Origin of the sequence: Nocardia sp. NPDC101769, from assembly GCF_044766925.1 — a bacterium.
In the GTDB taxonomy this organism is placed as follows: Bacteria; Actinomycetota; Actinomycetes; order Mycobacteriales; family Mycobacteriaceae; genus Nocardia.
In genome coordinates this window covers 202453-219605 of the sequence record NZ_JBIWMX010000001.1, presented here as the reverse complement: position 1 = coordinate 219605, position 17153 = coordinate 202453, and the positions used below count along the sequence as shown (strand labels likewise).

At 68.2% G+C, this 17153-nt stretch carries 19 protein-coding genes; 14 read left to right on the top strand and 5 right to left on the bottom strand.

The window, feature by feature from the left end:
* The first annotated feature begins 46 nt into the window (after window positions 1-46).
* Both ACIRRA_RS00860 and ACIRRA_RS00855 read left to right on the top strand, forming a co-directional pair.
* Window positions 47-1039: an alpha/beta hydrolase gene (locus tag ACIRRA_RS00860; protein ID WP_402762222.1), complete on the top strand. Its 993-nt coding sequence runs from the start codon at window positions 47-49 to the stop codon at window positions 1037-1039.
* Between the two features lie 131 nt (window positions 1040-1170).
* Entirely contained in the window at window positions 1171-2421 is a 1251-nt protein-coding gene (locus tag ACIRRA_RS00855) for an Nramp family divalent metal transporter (protein WP_402761302.1), read from the top strand.
* Window positions 2422-2430: 9 nt separating this feature from the next.
* Here ACIRRA_RS00855 and ACIRRA_RS00850 read toward each other — a convergent pair whose 3' ends face one another.
* Window positions 2431-3276 carry an enoyl-CoA hydratase-related protein gene (locus ACIRRA_RS00850; protein ID WP_402761300.1) on the bottom strand — a complete coding sequence of 282 codons (846 nt, stop codon included), beginning with the start codon at window positions 3274-3276 and terminating at the stop codon, window positions 2431-2433.
* Between the two features lie 128 nt (window positions 3277-3404).
* On the opposite strand from ACIRRA_RS00850, the gene ACIRRA_RS00845 reads away from it, so the two are divergent.
* Window positions 3405-4655, top strand: coding sequence for a TetR/AcrR family transcriptional regulator (locus tag ACIRRA_RS00845; RefSeq protein WP_402761298.1), 1251 nt, complete (start codon window positions 3405-3407; stop codon window positions 4653-4655).
* A 25-nt stretch (window positions 4656-4680) separates the two neighbouring features.
* On the opposite strand, the gene ACIRRA_RS00840 is transcribed toward ACIRRA_RS00845, so the two are convergent.
* Window positions 4681-6162, bottom strand: a complete 1482-nt coding sequence (locus ACIRRA_RS00840) for an aldehyde dehydrogenase family protein (RefSeq protein ID WP_402761297.1) — start codon at window positions 6160-6162, stop codon at window positions 4681-4683.
* A gap of 355 nt (window positions 6163-6517) precedes the next feature.
* Between ACIRRA_RS00840 and ACIRRA_RS00835 the strand changes: the two genes are divergently transcribed.
* From ACIRRA_RS00835 to ACIRRA_RS00820, 4 genes are all read left to right on the top strand, one after another.
* Window positions 6518-7516 (top strand): ATP-binding cassette domain-containing protein, encoded by a 999-nt coding sequence (locus ACIRRA_RS00835; RefSeq protein ID WP_402761294.1) that lies wholly within the window; start codon window positions 6518-6520, stop codon window positions 7514-7516.
* On the top strand, window positions 7513-8325 hold the full coding sequence (locus tag ACIRRA_RS00830; protein WP_402761291.1) for an ABC transporter permease: 813 nt from the start codon (window positions 7513-7515) through the stop codon (window positions 8323-8325). Before ACIRRA_RS00835 ends, ACIRRA_RS00830 begins: the two co-directional genes overlap by 4 nt.
* Window positions 8322-9185 (top strand): ABC transporter permease, encoded by an 864-nt coding sequence (locus ACIRRA_RS00825; protein ID WP_402761288.1) that lies wholly within the window; start codon window positions 8322-8324, stop codon window positions 9183-9185. Before ACIRRA_RS00830 ends, ACIRRA_RS00825 begins: the two co-directional genes overlap by 4 nt.
* 69 nt (window positions 9186-9254) lie before the next feature.
* The gene (locus tag ACIRRA_RS00820) at window positions 9255-10283 is read left to right on the top strand and encodes an SDR family oxidoreductase (RefSeq protein WP_402761285.1); all 1029 of its coding nucleotides are present in this window, start codon (window positions 9255-9257) and stop codon (window positions 10281-10283) included.
* Window positions 10284-10286: 3 nt separating this feature from the next.
* On the opposite strand, the gene ACIRRA_RS00815 is transcribed toward ACIRRA_RS00820, so the two are convergent.
* Window positions 10287-11519, bottom strand: a complete 1233-nt coding sequence (locus tag ACIRRA_RS00815) for a lycopene cyclase family protein (protein WP_402761282.1) — start codon at window positions 11517-11519, stop codon at window positions 10287-10289.
* Between the two features lie 171 nt (window positions 11520-11690).
* Between ACIRRA_RS00815 and ACIRRA_RS00810 the strand changes: the two genes are divergently transcribed.
* A complete protein-coding gene (locus tag ACIRRA_RS00810; protein ID WP_402761279.1) occupies window positions 11691-12014 on the top strand; it encodes a hypothetical protein in 324 nt (107 codons plus the stop codon).
* A gap of 79 nt (window positions 12015-12093) precedes the next feature.
* On the opposite strand, the gene ACIRRA_RS00805 is transcribed toward ACIRRA_RS00810, so the two are convergent.
* Entirely contained in the window at window positions 12094-12639 is a 546-nt protein-coding gene (locus tag ACIRRA_RS00805; protein WP_402761276.1) for a DUF5666 domain-containing protein, read from the bottom strand.
* Between the two features lie 73 nt (window positions 12640-12712).
* Window positions 12713-13189: a hotdog fold domain-containing protein gene (locus ACIRRA_RS00800; RefSeq protein ID WP_402761273.1), complete on the bottom strand. Its 477-nt coding sequence runs from the start codon at window positions 13187-13189 to the stop codon at window positions 12713-12715.
* A 212-nt stretch (window positions 13190-13401) separates the two neighbouring features.
* Here ACIRRA_RS00800 and ACIRRA_RS00795 point away from each other — a divergent pair, with 212 nt between their 5' ends.
* The 6 genes from ACIRRA_RS00795 (at window position 13402) to rplB (ending at window position 17146) form a co-directional block, all read left to right on the top strand.
* On the top strand, window positions 13402-13833 hold the full coding sequence (locus ACIRRA_RS00795; protein ID WP_402761270.1) for a hypothetical protein: 432 nt from the start codon (window positions 13402-13404) through the stop codon (window positions 13831-13833).
* Window positions 13834-14326: 493 nt separating this feature from the next.
* Window positions 14327-14632, top strand: coding sequence for a 30S ribosomal protein S10 (gene rpsJ, locus ACIRRA_RS00790; protein WP_003938093.1), 306 nt, complete (start codon window positions 14327-14329; stop codon window positions 14630-14632).
* 14 nt (window positions 14633-14646) lie between these two features.
* On the top strand, window positions 14647-15312 hold the full coding sequence (rplC, locus tag ACIRRA_RS00785; protein WP_354830589.1) for a 50S ribosomal protein L3: 666 nt from the start codon (window positions 14647-14649) through the stop codon (window positions 15310-15312).
* The gene (gene rplD, locus ACIRRA_RS00780) at window positions 15309-15980 is read left to right on the top strand and encodes a 50S ribosomal protein L4 (RefSeq protein ID WP_402761266.1); all 672 of its coding nucleotides are present in this window, start codon (window positions 15309-15311) and stop codon (window positions 15978-15980) included. Before rplC ends, rplD begins: the two co-directional genes overlap by 4 nt.
* Entirely contained in the window at window positions 15977-16282 is a 306-nt protein-coding gene (gene rplW / locus ACIRRA_RS00775; protein ID WP_402761263.1) for a 50S ribosomal protein L23, read from the top strand. Before rplD ends, rplW begins: the two co-directional genes overlap by 4 nt.
* Before the next feature lie 33 nt (window positions 16283-16315).
* Window positions 16316-17146: a 50S ribosomal protein L2 gene (gene rplB, locus ACIRRA_RS00770; protein ID WP_356996884.1), complete on the top strand. Its 831-nt coding sequence runs from the start codon at window positions 16316-16318 to the stop codon at window positions 17144-17146.
* Window positions 17147-17153 lie beyond the last annotated feature (7 nt).

The following is a 17153-nucleotide window of genomic DNA, read 5'->3' as shown; positions in this document are numbered from 1 at the left end:
GCGAGCCGCAGCCTTCCTCGCTGCCACGGCGGTTCTCACCGGTCTGATGACCGGCGTCGGCGGCGGCACCGCCTCCGCTGACCCGATCATCGACGGCAAGAAGCTGCTGGCCGATCCGGTCTCGGCGGATGGTTCGAAGATCACCAAGGCCGAGATGAAGGACGACCGGAACATCCGGCTCTACGTCTACTCCGCGGCCATGGGCGCCACCTACCCGGTCGACGTGCAGCGGCCCGCGGACGCCTCGGTGCCGCGCCCGACCCTGTACCTGCTCAATGGCGCGGGCGGCGGTCAGGACGACGCCTCCTGGGTCAAGAAGACCAATATCGTCAACGGCTTCCTGGGCGACAAGAACGTCAATGTCGTGCAGCCCATCGGCGGCAAGTGGTCCTACTACCAGGACTGGGACAATGACGATCCGGTCCTCGGCCGCAACAAGTGGACCACCTTCTTCAGCGAGGAACTGCCCCCGCTGATCGACGCCGCCCTCGGCACCAACGGCGTCAATGCCATCTCCGGCATCTCCACCTCCGGCACCACCGTGCTCACCCTGGCCGAGGCCAAGCCGGACCTGTACAAGTCCGTCGCCGCCTACTCCGGCTGCGCCCAGATGGCCGACCCGCAGGGCCAGGAGTTCATGCGCCTGACCGTCGAGACCTGGGGCGGCGGCAAGCTCGAGAACATGTACGGTCCGTCGGATTCGCCCGAGTGGGCCCAGCACGATCCGGTCATCAACGCCGACAAGCTGCGCGGCATCAACCTCTACATCTCCTCCGGTAGCGGTCTGCCCGGCGTGTACGACACCCTCAACGGCCCGTACGCGCTGCCCGGCGCCTACGGTCTGGCCAACCAGATCATCATCGGCGGCGTGATCGAGGCCGGCACCAACTTCTGCAGCCACAACCTGGCGAACAAGCTGAACTCGCTGGGCATCCCGGCCACCTACAACTTCCGGGCCACCGGCACCCACTCGTGGGGCTACTGGAACGACGAGTTCATCAACTCGTGGCCGGTCCTGGCCCAGGGCCTCGGCATCTGATCCGAAAGTCCACGCGGACAACGCAAACCGGCCCGGCACCCCAAGGTGCCGGGCCGGTTTGCGTTATGGCTGTGGTCACAGGTTGGTAGGAAGGACTAAACAAAAAGTTCGGGTACCCGTAAACTCGGTGTGTGAGTACCAGCTTGGCCGATCAGCGCAGCCCGTTCCAGCGAGCACGATCGGCCACGGTCTTACTCGGTCCCGCATTCGTGGCCGCCATCGCGTATGTCGATCCGGGAAATGTTGCGTCCAATATCAGCGCCGGCGCGCAGTACGGCTACCTGCTGGTGTGGGTCATCATCATGGCCAATGTCATGGCCGGGCTGGTGCAGTTCCTTTCCGCGAAACTGGGCCTGGTCACCGGCCGGTCCCTCCCCGAACTGGTGCGGGAGAAGGCAGGCCGCCCCGTGCGGCTGGCCTACTGGGCGCAGGCCGAAACCGTGGCCGTGGCAACCGATCTCGCCGAGGTAGTGGGCGGCGCGATCGCATTGAACCTGCTGTTCGGTCTACCGCTGCTGGTCGGTGGCGTCATTACCGGGATCGTCTCGCTGGGCCTGCTGATGATCCAGAATCATCGTGGCCAGAAGCCGTTCGAACGGATGATCACCGGACTGCTCGGCATTATCGCCATCGGATTCCTTGCCTCGGTGGTGATCTCACCGCCGTCGGCCTCGGGCACACTGGGCGGCCTGGTCCCTCGCTTCGAGGGATCCGGCAGCGTGCTGCTGGCCGCCGCCATGATCGGCGCGACCGTCATGCCGCACGTGGTCTACCTGCATTCGGGCATGGCCCGAGACCGGCACGGGCACCCGGAGGAAGGCGCGCCTCGAAACCGCTTGCTGCGCATCACCCGCTACGACGTCGGGCTGGCGATGCTGCTGGCTGGTGCGGTCAATCTGGCCATGCTGCTCATGGCGGCGAGCACGCTGCGTGGCCGTGAGGGCGTGGACACCATCGAGGGCGCGCACGCCGCGGTCCAGGAGGTGCTCGGTCCGGTGGCCGGGCTGTTGCTCGCGGTCGGCCTGCTCGCATCCGGACTCGCCTCCACCTCGGTAGGGGCCTATGCGGGAGCCATGATCATGCAGGGCCTGCTGCACCGGCACGTCCCGCTGGTTGTCCGCCGGGTTATCACCCTGATCCCGGCCCTCGCGGTGCTGGCCTTCGGTCTCGATCCCACACGCGCCCTGATCATTTCGCAGGTGGTGCTGTCGTTCGGCATTCCGTTCGCGCTTATCCCGCTGGTCCGTTTCACCCGCGATGCCGGGCTCATGGGCGTGAACGTCAACCACCGCGTCACCACCGCCCTCGCCTGGCTCGTTGTGGCTATCATTTCGGTGCTCAATGTTCTGCTGATCTACCTGACCGTCGCCGGAAAGGGCTGACGCGCCGCGCTATTCGGCGAAGACCGCCCGGCGCTTCTGCAGCATGGCGGCCGCGCCCTCGGCGAAATCGGCCGAGCCGAGCAGTTCGCACTGGCCGGCCTTCTCGGCGGCCAGGGCGGCGTCCAGCGAGGTCAGCGCCGCCGTATTGAGGGCGCGCTTGGTGAGCTCCAGGGCGCGGCGCGGGCCGTGTGCGAGTTTGGCGACGGCTGCCTCCACCTTGGCGTCGAGCTCCTCATCGCTGTAGGCGCCCGCGATCAGGCTGTGCTCCACGGCCTTTCGCGCCGGGAGCCGCTCGCCGAGCAGTGCCATCTCCGCGGCCAGTGGGCGACCGGCCGCAGCGGCTACCAGGGCCGCCGCGCCGCCGTCGGGCATCAGGCCGATATTGACGAAGGCCAGCAGCAGGTAGGCGTCCTCGGACGCGTAGGCCAGATCGGCGGCCAGCGCGAAGGCCACGCCCACCCCGGCGGCCGCGCCCTTGACCCGGGCGATGACCGGAACGGGGGAGTCGACGATCGCTTTGATCATCCGGTTGGCCACGTCCATGGTCATCTCGGGCGTGATACCGCGTTCCTTCTCGCCCGGGGCGGCGGCCAGATCCGCGCCGGCGCAGAAGTCGCCGCCCTCGCCGGTCAGTACGATGACCCGCACGGCCGGATCCTGCGAGGCCGCGAGCACGGTATCGCCAAGGCCGGCCATGGTGTCATAGTCGAGTGCGTTCTTGCGTTTGGGATTGGTGATGGTGATGCGCAGCGCCCGCCCGTCCTGAACCGCGGTGTACCCCGCAGTGGTCGCGATGTACCCGCCCGTCGCCCCACCGCCACCCCTGACGGAATCACTGCGCGATGCGGTATCCATGTGCGCTCCCCAGATATATATGCGGCAGCGATGCCGCAGACTGTGTTCAGCTTTGCGAATTGTGGTTAACTTAGGGGGGTTCGTCCGGCACTGTCAACAGCCGGAGTTCGTCGAGAAGGAGAAACTGTATGGTCGCCGATCGCAGCGAGGCAGCCCTCGCTTCCGCGCGACCGGACAGTAATTCCGGGCCATCGGACAGCGAACCCGGTCCCCGCCGCCGCCCCAAGAACCGCAAGGCCCAAATCGTGCGGGTAGCGGCCCGGGCGTTCGCCGAACGTGGCTACCACCCGGTCGGCGTGGACGAGATCGCGGCCGAGGTCGGCATCTCCGGTCCGGCGCTGTACCGCCACTTCACCAATAAATACGCGCTGCTGGTAGCCGCCGCGGAAATGGGGGCACAGCAATTGCTGGATGCCGCCAAGGCCGCCGACCATCCGGAGCTGGAACCGGAACCGCGACTCACCGTGCTGATCCGCGGCATCGCCGAGTACACCATCGATGTGCGCCGCGAGGGCGGGCTGTACCGGTGGGAGCGCCGCTACCTGGAACGCGCGGACCGCGACCGCATCCGCGTCATCTACAACGAACTGCGCGCCACCCTGGCCGCCGCCATCGCCGAGCTGTATCCCGACGCGGCCACCGCCGACATCGAGCTGCGCGCGGCCGCGGTGCTGAGCGCCATCGGCTCCATCACCGCGCATCGCACCGCCCTGTCCACCACCCGCCTGGTCAATCTGATCACCGAGATCTGCTGGGACCTGCTGCGCTGCGAACTGCCGCCCGCGCCCGCCCCGGCCACCGGCGATCCGCTGGTGCGCGGCCTGCCCGTCATCTCCAAGCGCGAGCAGCTGCTCACCGAGGCCATTCGCATCTTCGGGCGGCAGGGCTACCACGAGGCCAGCATCGAGGAGATCGGCGCCGCCGCCGGCATCAACGCCTCCAGCGTCTACCGCTACTTCGCCAGCAAGGCCGACCTGCTGGCCGCCGCCTTCCACCGCACCGGCGAACGGGTCGCCATCGGCAACAACGAGGCGCTGGCCGAGGCCACCAGCCGCGCCGACGCGGCGGTCCGGATCGCCGACCGGTTCTCCCGCATGACCTTCGCCATGCCCGAGATCCTGCCGGTCTACTTCTCCGAATTCTCGAATCTGCCCGCCTCCGAACAGCATCGGCTGCGCTCGGTGCAGCGGCAGAACGTGCTCGAATGGGCCAACCTGCTCGAAGGCGATCAGGTGGAGGCGCGCTTCCGGGTGCACGCGGCCATCGCCCAGGTCATCGATGTGGGCCGGCGTATCCGCTTCGACGGGCGGCCCGAGAACCTGGCCCGGGTGAGCGCGCTCATGCGCGCCGTACTGCTGGGCGTGCCCGCCGCCGAATAGCCTCCGGCGGCAGCCACTTCCACCGTCAGACCCGGTGCCGCATCCGGAACAGCGCGCGGGCGACCCGGAGACGGCGCGGATGCTTCTCGAAGGTGCCCGAGGTGATCTGGTCCGGCGGATGCTTCTCGGTGATCGTCTGCGGCCGTGCGAATTCCCGCAGTGTGCGCGGATCGCGAATGCGGCCCGGCCCGTTGACCCCGTAGACCGGGGCCGCGTTGACCGTGATGAGCTCGCTGCGCAGCCGGGCCGCGAACTCCGGGACGCTGCGGGTGTCACGCGTGAAAACCGAGACGGCGTGCGGCTTTTCGGCGGCATTCACCCGGTCGGCCGCCTCGTCCATGGTGGCCACCCGATTCACCACCAGCACCGGCCCGACGGCGTCCCCGGTGACCGCGGTGCTCACCTCGGGCACCTCGGTGAGCACGATCGGCTCGATATACGGTTCGCGAATCGACTCCAGGCTCCCGACCACCAGCCGCGCGCCCCGGGTGACGGCGTCGCGCACCTGGCGGCGCACCACGTCGATCTGGGCGTCCAGGATCATCGGGCCGTAGGAGGCGCGGCGGTCCGCGCCCGGGCGGAGCCGCCGGGCCTGATCGGCCACCAGCTCCAAGAACGGTTCGTACACCGAGTCGGCCACGTACACGCACTGCACGCCCGCGGGCTGCTGACCCGAATTGGCCATGGCGCCGTACACCGCGGCGGCCGCGGCGGTATCGAGCTTGGCGTCGACCTGGACCACCATCGATCCGCGTCCTCCCTGCTCGACGAGCAGGGGGGTGGACGCCTGCGCGGCCAGCGTGGCCACCTCCCGCGCCCCCGCGCCGGATCCGGCGTAGGCCAGCTTGTCCACGCGGGCGCGGCACAGGGCGGCGGCGGTGCCGCTGTCGCCGGTGACCACCTGCAGCACAGGCTGATTCGGGGCCAGATGGTTCCAGGTGTCGGCCAGCCACGCGCCCACGCCGGGGGTCAGCTCACTGGGCTTGAACACCACCGCATTGCCCGAGGCCATCGCGCCGGCAATCGAATTCATCGGTGTCAGAACGGGATTCTGCCAGGGGCCGAGCACGCCGACCACGCCCAGCGGCAGGTAGCCGACGGTGCCGGCCGGCTCGCGGCGCAGTGCGGCGCCCAGCCGGGTGGTGCGGCCCAGCGTCTTCTCCGCATGCCGCGCAACCCAATCCAGATGTTCCACCGCCAGCGTCACCTCGATGGCGGCGTCGATGCGCGGCTTGCCGGTCTCGCTGCTGATCAGCTCGACCAGATCGCGGGTGCCGCGGGCCAGGCTGCGTTTCCAGTCCAGCAGCCAGCGTTTGCGCGCGTCGAATCCCAGTGCCGCCCACCATTGTTCGGCACTGCGTGCCGAGCGGACGGTACGGGTGAGCTCACCCGCGCCCATGCTGGCGTATTCGCCGACGACCTCCCCGGTCCGGGGGTCGAAGGATGTGAGCACTTTGGATCGGCGCGCACCGGCGCGCCCTGTTGCCGGCTGCGCCGACTCGGCCATGGTCAACCTCTCGTGGCCTGTGAATGTCTCTCCCCGCCAACGCCAGACTATGGTTCGAGTCGCAGATGAGACAAGGTAGCGAAATCGCCGCATACCGGCCGGTCTGCGCCTGGATCTGCAGCTATGCCAGAACCCTTCGGTTTGTGACCAAGCGCACAGTTTGATGATTGCTGCTTCGGCAAAGAAACGGCCTCATTTGGGATGCGCCGGTAACATCACGGCCGGCGGTGCGGATCATCCCGGCGGGCGGTAGCGACTTATCCCGGCGGGATGTGGGGACCCGCCACACGGGGCGACATCGTTCAGCCCGACCAGCCGAAAGTTCGCCGGGTCGAAAAGAGATAGTGGAGAGTTGATGCCCAGCTTGGACAGACCGCAACCCGGAGCACCCGATGATCCGGCCGTTTTCGTCGAAGACGTCCGCAAGTCCTTCGGCGAGGTGCACGCGCTGCAGGGGATCAGCTTCACCGCCGCCCGCGGACAGGTCCTCGGCATACTCGGCCCCAACGGGGCGGGCAAGACCACCACGGTCAAGATCCTGTCCACCCTGCTGCGCCCAGACTCCGGCATCGCCCGCATCGCCGGGCACGACGTGCGCTCGGACCCCGCCGCGGTGCGCCGATCGATCATGATGACCGGCCAGTACGCGGCCCTCGACGAGAACCTCTCCGGTCGCGAGAACCTCGAGCTCTTCGGCCGCCTGATGGGCCTGCCGCGCAAGGCCGCCCGGCAGCGCGCCGACAACCTGCTCGAGGAGTTCGACCTCACCGGCGCGGGCCGCCGCGCGGTGCGCCACTACTCCGGCGGCATGCGCCGCCGCGTCGACATCGCCTGCGGCCTGGTGGTCCGGCCCGAGGTGGTGTTCCTCGACGAACCCACCACCGGCCTGGATCCGCGCAGCCGCCAGGGCGTCTGGGATCTCGTCACCGCGCTCAAGAACCAGGGCATCACCGTCCTGCTGACCACGCAGTACCTCGAAGAGGCCGACGTGCTCAGCGACAACATCATCGTGATCGACAAGGGCACGGTCATCGCCGAGGGCACCGCCGACGCTCTCAAGGAGAAGACCGGCGGCAGCTACTGCGAGGTCGTGCCGCTGGACCCCAAACAGCTCACCACCGCCGCCGACGCGCTCGGGGACCTGGTGCCCGAGGCGGTGCGCGCGGAACTCGATGGCGGCGACCGGCTTTCGATCCCGGCCCCGGACGGCGCGGGCACCCTGTCGGAGGCGCTGCGCCGGCTCGACAGCGCCGGCGTGCGACTCGCCGACATCGGGCTGCGCCGCCCCTCGCTCGACGACGTGTTCCTCACCCTCACCGGGCACTCCGGGACCAAGGAGGCGGAGGAATCGTGACGACAGTGGAAAGCGAACGCGCCGCCGACCTCTTCGCCGGCGTACCCCCGGCCCGGCCCAACAGCTTCGCGCAGTGGCAGGCGCTGACCGGACGCATTGTGTGGGTGATGGCCACCAAGGGCGAACTGATCGTCGCGGTGATCATCCCGCTGGTCTTCACCCTCGGCTTCTACCTGCCGCTGAAATTCGTCATGCAGGTCAAGGGCATTCACTACGAGCAGTTCGTGATGCCGATCATCGTGCTGCAGACCATGTCCTTCACCATGATGTCGAACGCGCAGCTGGCCGCGTTCGAGGCCATGACCGGACTCAACACCCGTATGCAGACCATGCCCATCGGCAAGATGGTGCCGCTGGTGTCGCGGCAGTCCGCGGGCTTCGTGCGGTCGGTGGTGTCGCTCGCCGCGGCGCTGGGCTGGGGCCACATGATCGGCTTCCGGTTCGTCGCCGGGTGGGGTCAGGCCGTGCTGTTCTGCGTGTTCTCGCTCGCGGTCGGCACCGTACTGGCCATCGGCGCGGACGGGCTCGGGTCGCTGACCAAGAGCCCCGAATCCCTCAGCCAGGCGCTGACTTTGCCGACGCTCATCTTCGGCATGCTGTCCTGCGGCTTCGTGCCCGAGGCCGGATTCCCGGCGTGGGTGCGGCCGTTCGTGCGCAATCAGCCCATCTCGCAGTTCTCCTTCGCGCTGCGGGACATGGCCGACCACGGGGTGACGTGGCAGGTGTTCTGGGTGCCACTGGTGTGGCTGGTCGGCGCGGCGGTCGTCTTCACGCCGTTCGCGGTCTGGGCGAGTGTGAGGCGGTCATGAGTACGACGACCACGGCAGAAGTGGCGGAACAGGATTCGTGGGCGGGGCATCAGCCGCTGCCGACGGTGAAACCGCGCTCCGAGCGCACCCTCGCGATCTGGGTGGAACAGAGCTTCATCCAGTGTAAGCGGTTGCTCATCGGCTGGATGCGTGATCCCTCCACCACCATTCAGACGCTCGTGTTCCCCGCGGCCACGCTGATCATGTTTCGGATCGTGCTGGGCGACTCCATCGAACAGGCCACCGGCATGCCCGCCATCTACGGCTTCGTGCCGATGGTCATGCTGGTGGCGGCCATGTCCGGATCCATCGTGAGCGCGCTCGGCTTCAAGGCGGAGAAGGCCACCGGACTGCTCGGGCGGTTCTACACCATGCCGGTCCACCGCGCCGCCGGACTCACCGGACGGCTGCTGGCCGAGGCCGTGCGCGTACTGATCACCTCGCTGTTCGTGCTGGCGGTCGGCCTCGCGCTGGGCTTCCGGTTCTGGTACGGGCCCGCGGCTTCGATTGCCATGCTGGCCATTCCGATCCTGTTCGCCATCGGGTTCGCGGTCCTGGTGACGGCGCTGGCCACGCTCACCGAGGGCGTCATGCTGGTGTCGGTCGTCGGCATCGTGCAGACGCTGCTGATGTTCTTCAACTCCGGCTTCGTGCCGGTGTTCGCCTACCCGGTATGGCTGCAGAAGACGGTCGAGAACCAGCCCATGAGCACCGCCATCGACGCCATGCGCGGACTGTCCTACGACGGTCCGATCGCCACACCGCTGTGGAAGACCGTGGCGTGGTCGGTCGGCATGATCGTGGTGTGCGCCTACCCCGCGATCCGCGGGTACCGGCGGGCGGCCGAGACCGGAGCCTAGACACGCCCGACCGTTTCCCCGGGGCCGCACCGGAGTTCGAGTGACGTACGTCACGTTAAGGTGGGCGCCATGACTTACCTGGTTACCGGGGCAACTGGGTTCATCGGTCGATTTCTGCTTCCCGAACTCCTGAAACGCAGCGCGGACGTCCACGTCCTGGTGTGCCCGGGCGAAGGCTCCGTGCTGCGTTTCAACCGCTGCCTGCGCGACTGGGGTGCCCCCGACCGGGTACGCCCGGTGCGCGGCGACCTCGGCGAGCCCGGGCTCGGCATCGACGCGGGCTGGATTGCGGCGCACCGCGGTTCGATCGACCACGTCTTCCACCTGGCCGCCGGCTTCGACACCCGCGGCGCGGGCGGCGGCACCCGGCGGGTCGCCGAGCTCGCGGCGGCGCTGGAAGCCGGACGGCTGCACCATGTTTCGACGGTGCGCGTCGCCGGAGCCCGGGAGGGCCTGTTCACCGAGGACATGACCGACGTCGGGCAGCTGCTGCCCACCCCCTACCAGCGGGCCATGCTGCGGGCCGAGCAGGATGTGCGCGAGCAGACCGCGGTGCCGTGGCGGATCTACCGGCCCGCCATCGTGATCGGCCATTCCCGCACCGGCGAGATCGACCGCATCGACGGCCCCTACTACTTCTTCCGGCTGCTGCGGATGGCCGCGCAGCTGCCCCGCATCCTGCCCGTGATCGCGCCCGAACTCGGCGAAACCAATCTGGTGCCGGTCGATTTCGTGGCCCGCGCCCTCGACCACATCGCGCACCGGCCCGGCGACACACCCGCCACCTACCACCTGGTGGATCCGCGCGAGCAGAGTGTCGCCGACGTCTTCAACCTCTTCGCCGACGAAGCCGGGGCACCGCACCTCATCCAGGTCATGCCCAAGCAGACCCTCGACCTCACCCTGCGCGTGCCCGGCATGGGCTGGGTGCTCCGCCAGGTCGGCATTCCCATGGACGTCATCGAGGACACCGAACTGTCGTGCCGCTTCGACTCCCGCCACACCGCGGCCGCGCTCGCCGGCACCGATATCAAGGTGCCGCCACTGGCCGCCTACGCCGCGATCATCTGGAAGTACTGGATCGAGAACTGGGTCTGAGCCCTACTGCGCGGTGTCCCCGGGTAGCAGATCCTCCCGAGGCAGCAGCAGGTCGTCCAGCGGGCGCGGGCGGCCGTAATCCCAATCCACCCAGCGGTTCCGGTTGGTCCAGCCGACCAGGTCGTAGCGCCAGCGGAACGGCTGGGTGGTGCCGACCGTCATGAACAGCGCCGTGCCCAGCGCCGAGTAGTCGGCGTGCGCCGACAGCAGTGCGCGCTGCTGCCGGGGCGGGCGGGTGAAGAACGCGTCGAACATGGCGATGGACTGGGCGGTCGTCAGCCGGCCCAGGCCGTACACGCCCCGCATGCGCATCCAATGGACCAGGCGCGCCTGCCACGGCCACAGTGCCTCGACCGGATCGTCGCCGCGGCGCACCGCGTCCAGGGCGGTATCCACCAGCGCCAGCGAATCCGCGACGCAGTACCCGGTGATCGGATGCATCATGCCGCCGCGCGAGCCGAACGGAATCACCCGGCCGCGACCGGCTTTCGGGGGCAGCTCGTCGAGCGGATAGTGAGCGGCCTCGGTCGGCTCGTCACCGCGCAGCCGAATCCCGTGCGCCGCCAGCCGATTCAGGGTGCGCCGCCGCAGCTCGTGCTGCGGCATGCCGCAGCGCAGGCCCAGGCTGGTCTCCTCGAAGATCACCGTGCCGTCCCCGAGCGGCACCGAGTACAGGAACGACGGCGGCTCGTCCGGGCCCGCGCCGTTCTCGTCGCGCCAGTCCAGCAGCAGGCCCTCACCGGCGGTCACCATCGGGGCCGCGGTGTCCTCGTCCACGAAGATGCCGTGTGCGCTGGCGGTGCGCCGCGCGCCCGGCGCGGCCTGGCCGCGGGTGTCGAACACGGTGGCGGCGCGCACCTCGGTGCCGTCGGCCAGCTCCACCCGGTGCGCCTCCACCGTGCGTGCCCGGCCCGCGATGACCGTCGCGTCGTCCAGCGGCAGGGCGTCGAACAGGCCCTGCTTGGACAGCACGCAGTAGGGCCGGGGAATCCGGTGCTCGGTGGTCGTCCACACCGCGGGGGCCTCGATGCGGCTGGCAATCGCGCCCTGCCCCAGCCACTCCGGCAGCTCGTCCACCCAGCACGAGAACGTCGGCGCCCACAGCCGCGTCGGCCGCGGATCCACCGCGACCACCCGCATGCCCGCCGCCGTGGCGCGATGCGCCAGCGCCCGCCCTGTGGGACCGAGCCCCACCACGCACACGTCGGCCGCCCTGCCGACCTCACGGCCACTCATACCCGCATTCAAACAGCCGCGTCCCGGCCCCGCCAGGCCGACTCCGACTTCGCACCCTCGCGCTGTGCGGCCGAATCCTCGCCGCGCGCGCCATCCTTCGACGGTTATTGCCGCTTGCTATCGTGCGTGCGGTGGGTGGCCTGCGGATGTGATGAGGTGGGGAGAGACGGAATGAACACCGGCAAGCGATATTGGTGGGTGCCGCCGACCACGTCATCGGTGCTGTTCGGGTTCGGCCTGCCCGTCTACTTCGCGCTCTTCGTGCTCAGCGGGTTCGCCACCGACTCGTGCAACGGCCGCGACTCCTGCCCGAATACCTTCGGGCACCTCGACAACGCACAGCATCTGCTGCTGTTCGGGCTGCTCGCGGTGACCGCGCAATGGGTGGTCGCCTACTGGGCGCCGTGGGCGGTGCGCATCGTGCTGGCGGTGGTGCCGATCGGGCTGTGTTTCGCGGCCCTGGTCATGCTGATGAGTACCCCGGTCGGCGAATAGCCGGACTCGCGGCAGGCGGCAAGTCCGTTGTGGGACAACGGACTTGTCGGCCATCGAACGTTCGGTATCACGGAGCGGATCACTTGGCCGGTGTCGGCGACGGCGCCGCGGGCGGGGTACCGCCGGGTGAGGCCGGCGGGGTGGCGCCGGGCGAATTCGGCGGCGTCCCATTCATATTGGCGTGCTCGCGGGCGTGCGAGATGCGGGTCGCGGCTATGGTGCCGTTGGATTCCTGCCCCCGCACCACGATCTGATCGCCGACCGCGAACTGCGCTGCGGTCTCGCTCTTCGCCTTGGTGCCGAATTCCGTGCTGGGGGAGATGGTCACGGTCTCGGTGCTGCCGTCCTGCTTGGTGATCATCCAGGATCCGGAGTTCTCGCTGGTGATCTTGCCGCCGACGCCCCGGCCGCCCTGACCATCCTGGCCGTCGCCGTGGTGTCCGTCCGGCCCCTGCTGCTGATTGCCGCCGCCCGCGGAGTTGTGATCACTGGACCCGCAGGCGGCCAGGCCCAGGGCGGCCGCCAGGGCCAGCGCCGCGCCGGCCACGGAGATGGTGACACGACCGGGCCTGCGCCGTCCCGGAACGGGGTGGGAACTGTCTGCGGCGGGAATTGAATCTGTCATGGCCGCAACGCTATTGATGGTAGCTGTGAGGTTCCTCGGCGTCGGCTGGTGAGTCACTCTCAGCTGGTTGTGACTACTTCGGCGTCACCCAGGTGGTGATGTCGGCATGCACGACCTCCAGGCCCGACCGGTCGAAGATCGACACCGGCACCACCAGATCCCGCCCCTCGGTGATCTGCGAGAAATCCGGAACCTCCGGTAACTTCGCGACGGCCCGCAGTCCCGAGTTCGCCTTCGCCAGATACTGCACGTTCATCGCCTTGGGGATCCACCGATGTGTCTCCGGCACCGTCGCCTCGGACAGCATGCCCATCGCCACCTCGGCCAGGTTGCATGCCGCGATCGCGTGGAACGTCCCCAGGTGATTGTGAATCCCGAACCACTTGGGTGCGGTCACCTCGCACAGCCCCGGCTCCAATCGGACCACGCTCGGCAGCACCGTCCCGAAATACGGCACCCGCGCCACCATCCCGATGGAGAACAACGTGTGCCCGATCCGATTGTCGGGAAGCTTCTTCCACCCGCGATACGTAGCGGTCTCTTTAGCCATGCCCGCATCTTACTCAAAAGTAAGTTCTGCGGGAACGTCTCTCGGGTCCAGCTCTCGGACTCCCGCGAATAGGTCATCGAATCGGTAGACGGTCTGCCTCGCTGCGCGAAACCGAATGGTTGCTTGTTATCTGGATGGGCCGTGCCGGGGGTGCGGCTGGGAGCCGACGCCACGCGGGTCGGCTATCGGGGAAATTAGGAGTTCTCGAAATCATGCGTATTCGCACCGCGGTGGCCACCGTCGGCATCGCACTCGCGGGGGCGGCCCTCGCCACCACGGCATCCGCCGGCTCGGCTGCGGCCTTCACGCCGTACATCAATCCGGGCGGCGGCATCTACGTCGGCGTTGACCTCGACCACGACGAGACCGTGGCCCTGTCCAACACCTGGATCCCGGCGGCGATCGACCAGATCAACAGGGCCAACAACCGGATCGCCCTCGACCCGTACTATTCGGAGATTCCGATGGTCGACGGCAAGATGTACGGCAACCTGACCCAGGTCGTCGGTGAGGCCGCCGACACGCCTGGCGGGCAGGTCGGCCTGGCCCTGGTCGACCCCGCCGTGCATCACGGTGGCAACTTCCTGTTGATTCAGGACCTCGGCGGCTGGGACTATTACCTCCAGGGCCTCGGCAACCGCTGAGGCGTGAAATGGCCGGTGCGAGAGCCGAGTTCCGCACCGGCCATCGCGCTGTCCGGGCCGGGCGCGTCGACCCGGTGTGACCAGGGCCATCGGGTCCGGGTGGGGGAGGGGGCGATTTGAAGTCGCCCCGGGACTCGAGGCATACTGTTCGGGTTGCCCACACCGGGTTGCGTCTTTTCCGTTGGATCGGCGCTGGTCGTGGGTGAGCAAGACCCAATTTTGCACCCCGCTGGATTGCGGCGCGGGTGCGTCCGGAACAATGTTCCGAGGCTTACAGGATTTTGGTCCGGGCTGAGGAATGGGCGGCGGAGCGACACGCCCGACCGCGTGGACCGGATGAACCATGACAGATGAACAGCGGCGATGGATCGGGCCCAGGTGGCCGGTCGTGTGGTGGCTGATGCGTCTTCGTGTGTTCGGGCTGTGCAAATGAGGGTGGTGTGAGAGCGAAAGCTCTTGGACCACAACGTAAGCGGAGAAAAGGACACTCAGCGTGGCGGGACAGAAGATCCGCATCAGGCTCAAGGCCTACGACCATGAGGCGATCGACGCGTCTGCGCGCAAGATCGTCGAGACGGTGACCCGTACCGGTGCCCGCGTCGTCGGCCCGGTGCCGTTGCCCACCGAGAAGAACGTGTACTGCGTCATCCGTTCGCCGCACAAGTACAAGGACTCGCGCGAGCACTTCGAGATGCGTACGCACAAGCGGCTGATCGACATCCTCGACCCGACGCCGAAGACGGTTGACGCCCTGATGCGTATCGACCTGCCGGCCAGCGTCGACGTCAACATTCAGTGACGGGGACTTCGAATATGACTGACAACAAGAGCCGTCCGGCCGCGGGCATCCTGGGCACCAAGCTCGGCATGACCCAGGTCTTCGACGAGAAGAACCGCGTCGTTCCCGTGACCGTCGTCAAGGCGGGCCCGAACGTCGTGACCCAGATCCGCACCGTGGAGCGCGACGGCTACTCCGCCGTCCAGGTCGCCTACGGCGCGATCGACCCGCGCAAGGTGAACAAGCCGGTCTCCGGCCAGTTCTCCAAGGCCGGTGTCACCCCCCGCCGCCACATCGCCGAGCTGCGCGTCGCCGACGCGTCGGCCTTCGAGGTCGGCCAGGAGATCAACGCCGATGTCTTCGAGGCGGGCTCCTACGTCGACGTGACCGGCACCTCCAAGGGCAAGGGCTTCGCGGGCACCATGAAGCGCCACGGTTTCCGTGGCCAGGGTGCCTCGCACGGTGCGCAGGCCGTGCACCGTCGTCCGGGTTCCATCGGTGGTTGCTCCACCCCGGGCCGCGTGTTCAAGGGCATGCGCATGTCCGGCCGGATGGGTAACGACCGCGTCACCACGCAGAACCTCTCGGTCCACAAGGTGGATGCCGAGAACGGTCTGCTGCTGATCAAGGGCGCGATCCCGGGCCGCACCGGCGGCGTCGTGATCGTCAAGAGTGCAGTGAAGGGTGGTGCCCGGGCATGAGCACCGAGACCAAGACCAACCTGACGCTCACGGTCAAGGCCGCTGGCGGCAAGACCGAGGGCACCGTCGAGCTCCCCGCGGAGATCTTCGATGTGACCGCGAACATCGCGCTGATGCACCAGGTCGTCGTGGCCCAGCAGGCCGCGGCTCGCCAGGGCACGCACGCCACCAAGACCCGCGGCATGGTCCGCGGCGGTGGCAAGAAGCCGTACCGCCAGAAGGGCACCGGCCGTGCGCGCCAGGGTTCGACCCGTGCGCCGCAGTTCGCCGGCGGTGGCACCGTCCACGGCCCGCAGCCGCGTGACTACACCCAGCGCCTGCCCAAGAAGATGAAGGTCGCCGCGCTTCGTGGCGCTCTGTCGGACCGGGCTCGCAACGAGCGCATCCACGTGATCACCGAACTGGTTGCGGGACAGACCCCGTCGACCAAGTCGGCCAAGGCCTTCCTCGCCGAGCTGTCGGAGCGGAAGAACATCCTGGTCGTCGTCGGCCGTGAAGATGTCACCGCGTGGAAGAGCGTGGCGAACCTGCAGGGCGTGCACCCGATCGCCCCGGACCAGCTGAACACCTACGACGTTCTCAAGAGCGACGAAATCGTGTTCTCGGTCGAGGCGCTCAACGCCTTCGTGCACGGCCCCGCCGAAGCTGCACAGGAGGAGAGCAAGTGAGCACCATCGCCGATCCCCGCGACATCCTGCTCGCGCCGGTGATCTCCGAGAAGTCCTATGGACTGATCGAAGAGGGCACCTACACCTTCCTGGTGCGCCCGGACTCGAACAAGACGCAGATCAAGATCGCCGTTGAGAAGGTTTTCGGTGTGAAGGTCACGAGCGTCAACACCGCCAACCGTCAGGGCAAGCGCAAGCGGACCCGCTTCGGTTACGGCAAGCGCAAGGACACCAAGCGCGCGCTCGTGACCATCTCGGCCGACAGCAAGCCCATCGAGATCTTCGGAGGCCCGGTCGCGTAAGCGGCTGGAGCTCCAGAAAGCAGAGAAGAACTCATGGCAATCCGTAAGTACAAGCCGACAACCCCGGGTCGCCGCGGTGCCTCGGTCTCGGACTTCGCCGAGATCACCCGCTCGACCCCCGAGAAGTCGCTGCTGCGTCCGCTCACCAAGACCGGTGGCCGTAACGCGCAGGGCCGCATCACCACTCGTCACAAGGGTGGCGGCCACAAGCGCGCCTACCGTCTGATCGACTTCCGTCGACTGGACAAGGACGGCATCCCGGCCAAGGTCGCGCACATCGAGTACGACCCCAACCGCACCGCCAACATCGCGCTGCTGCACTTCGCCGACGGCGAGAAGCGCTACATCATCGCGCCCAAGGGCATCGCCCAGGGCACGAAGATCGAGTCGGGCACCGGCGCGGACATCAAGCCGGGCAACAACCTGCCGCTGCGCTCCATCCCGACCGGTACCACCGTCCACGCGGTGGAGCTGCGTCCGGGCGGTGGCGCCAAGCTGGCTCGTGCCGCGGGCATGTCCATCCAGCTGCTGGGTAAGGAAGGCGCCTACGCCGTCCTGCGTATGCCCTCCGGTGAGATCCGTCGCGTCGACGTGCGCTGCCGCGCCACCATCGGCGAGGTCGGCAACGCCGAGCAGTCGAACATCAACTGGGGCAAGGCCGGCCGTATGCGGTGGAAGGGCGTTCGCCCGACCGTCCGTGGTGTGGTCATGAACCCGGTCGACCACCCGCACGGTGGTGGTGAGGGTAAGACCTCCGGTGGTCGCCACCCGGTCTCCCCGTGGGGCAAGCCCGAGGGCCGCACCCGTAAGCCCAACCGTCCCAGCGACAAGCTCATCGTCCGCCGCCGCGGCAAGAAGCGTTAAGGAGGAG

What these genes read in the sequence shown, in the direction of transcription:
- ACIRRA_RS00860 (WP_402762222.1), top strand. Translation starts at nt 47, where the DNA reads ATGACCGGCGTCGGCGGCGGCACCGCCTCCGCTGACCCGATCATCGAC.
- ACIRRA_RS00850 (WP_402761300.1), bottom strand. Translation starts at nt 3,276, where the DNA reads ATGGATACCGCATCGCGCAGTGATTCCGTCAGGGGTGGCGGTGGGGCG.
- ACIRRA_RS00845 (WP_402761298.1), top strand. Translation starts at nt 3,405, where the DNA reads ATGGTCGCCGATCGCAGCGAGGCAGCCCTCGCTTCCGCGCGACCGGAC.
- ACIRRA_RS00840 (WP_402761297.1), bottom strand. Translation starts at nt 6,162, where the DNA reads ATGGCCGAGTCGGCGCAGCCGGCAACAGGGCGCGCCGGTGCGCGCCGA.
- ACIRRA_RS00835 (WP_402761294.1), top strand. Translation starts at nt 6,518, where the DNA reads ATGCCCAGCTTGGACAGACCGCAACCCGGAGCACCCGATGATCCGGCC.
- ACIRRA_RS00825 (WP_402761288.1), top strand. Translation starts at nt 8,322, where the DNA reads ATGAGTACGACGACCACGGCAGAAGTGGCGGAACAGGATTCGTGGGCG.
- ACIRRA_RS00820 (WP_402761285.1), top strand. Translation starts at nt 9,255, where the DNA reads ATGACTTACCTGGTTACCGGGGCAACTGGGTTCATCGGTCGATTTCTG.
- ACIRRA_RS00815 (WP_402761282.1), bottom strand. Translation starts at nt 11,519, where the DNA reads ATGAGTGGCCGTGAGGTCGGCAGGGCGGCCGACGTGTGCGTGGTGGGG.
- ACIRRA_RS00810 (WP_402761279.1), top strand. Translation starts at nt 11,691, where the DNA reads ATGAACACCGGCAAGCGATATTGGTGGGTGCCGCCGACCACGTCATCG.
- ACIRRA_RS00805 (WP_402761276.1), bottom strand. Translation starts at nt 12,639, where the DNA reads ATGACAGATTCAATTCCCGCCGCAGACAGTTCCCACCCCGTTCCGGGA.
- ACIRRA_RS00800 (WP_402761273.1), bottom strand. Translation starts at nt 13,189, where the DNA reads ATGGCTAAAGAGACCGCTACGTATCGCGGGTGGAAGAAGCTTCCCGAC.
- ACIRRA_RS00795 (WP_402761270.1), top strand. Translation starts at nt 13,402, where the DNA reads ATGCGTATTCGCACCGCGGTGGCCACCGTCGGCATCGCACTCGCGGGG.
- rplC (WP_354830589.1), top strand. Translation starts at nt 14,647, where the DNA reads ATGACTGACAACAAGAGCCGTCCGGCCGCGGGCATCCTGGGCACCAAG.
- rplD (WP_402761266.1), top strand. Translation starts at nt 15,309, where the DNA reads ATGAGCACCGAGACCAAGACCAACCTGACGCTCACGGTCAAGGCCGCT.
- rplB (WP_356996884.1), top strand. Translation starts at nt 16,316, where the DNA reads ATGGCAATCCGTAAGTACAAGCCGACAACCCCGGGTCGCCGCGGTGCC.